At 29.6% G+C, this 1,494-nt stretch carries 2 protein-coding genes; both read right to left on the bottom strand.

All coding sequences use genetic code 11. From position 1 onward, the window contains the following. Positions 1 to 86 precede the first annotated feature (86 nt). Positions 87 to 809 carry a thioesterase II family protein gene (locus tag AC1DJR_RS29525; protein ID WP_477004205.1) on the bottom strand — a complete coding sequence of 241 codons (723 nt, stop codon included), beginning with the start codon at positions 807 to 809 and terminating at the stop codon, positions 87 to 89. Positions 810 to 825: 16 nt separating this feature from the next. After that, a partial coding sequence (locus AC1DJR_RS29520; RefSeq protein WP_477004204.1) for a 4'-phosphopantetheinyl transferase family protein occupies positions 826 to 1,494 on the bottom strand: 669 nt, incomplete at its 5' end.

Genomic DNA, 1,494 nt, shown 5'->3' with positions numbered 1-1,494 from the left:
TCTTTATTCAATGATGTTTCAACAGAACCTGTATTTTTCACCTTTAATATTTTTATTTTTCAACCATAAGTATACCTAGAAATATTCTAAAAACTAGTTGAAAATCTTTTAGATTCTAACTTTCTTATAATACCACTTGCTATTTCTTCAATATTTTCATTTAGAAAGAAATGATTACCTTCAAATGAATTGAAGGTACACGATTTACTTGTGTATTGTTTCCATTTTTTTACCTCATCATATGTAGTTAATTCATCATTTTTTCCGTTCAATACAAGAAAATCAATGTCACATGCTCGTATATTGTTGTTATGTATATATGTCTCTACAATTTTAAAATCTGCTCTTAGAATGGGGAGAAAAATTCCCATTAATTCTTCTGATTGAAGTACCCCGGACGGTGTACCTCCCATTGCAATAACTTCTCTTTTAAATTGTTCGTTAGAAAGATTATGTCGGATATTTTTCATTTTACTATTTGGGTGGTTTCTACCGGACAAAACAAGAAATTCAKGCAATACGTTTTTAGAATCTTGTATTTTTCTGGCTACTTCATAGGCAATCAAACTTCCCATGCTATGCCCATATAGAATATAGGGCGAATGCTCTATCTGCTTAGCTATACTAGTGTAGACATCATTTACGGCCTCTTCCATACTTTGGTACAAGCTTTCTTCAATTCTATATCCTCTACCAGCTAACTCTATTGGGACTACTTCAATATATGGATTAAAGTAATTTTTCCATTTTGYGTAACTAAACGCAGATCCCCCAGCATGTGGAAAGCAAAAAAGTTTAGTCTTCTGCATTGATTTTCTCCTTACTTTAAAATTTGTTTATATTTTGGCAAATTGTATAAATATCTTTAATTATTATATCCTGCGGAAATTCTTCCCTTGTTGCACAAGCAGATATCTTATAATTCGGCTCAATGCTATATTGTCTAAAGTAAAAGTCTTTAGGTATATTCTTATATGAGATTAAAGTTCGTGACTCTTTTTTTATAGAAAATGAATTTAACGGGATATAAAGCCCTTTTCCAATCGTTTTTATATAGCTTTCTTTTAATGTCCATATATCATAAAAATAATTAATTTGTTCATCAGAATTCATACTAGATATATCATAAAATTCTTCATCTGAAAAAAACTCATTTGCTAATTTAAGAGCCTCTATTTCTGAAACTTTCTCTATATCAATCCCTACATTAGAATTAGCAGTGCCACAAACCACCCATTCTCCTGAATGTGAAATATTAAAATGAAAGTCAGAAAAGTTTTCAACAAAAGGTTTTCCATACTCATTATATATAAATCTAATTTCTTCATTATTCATTTTATACTTTTGGCAGACTAGAGATCGGATTAACAAATCTCCTATTAAAGTCCTATTAATATCACATAAATTTAATAACCGCTTCATTCGTTCTCTCTTCTCATTTGAAATCAAGTTACTAAATTGATTAAACAAATGATTTCCAATATTCTTTGGTAT

The organism is Bacillus sp. 05T31 (genome assembly GCF_056396725.1).
This window is presented reverse-complemented; position numbering and strand designations above follow the sequence as displayed.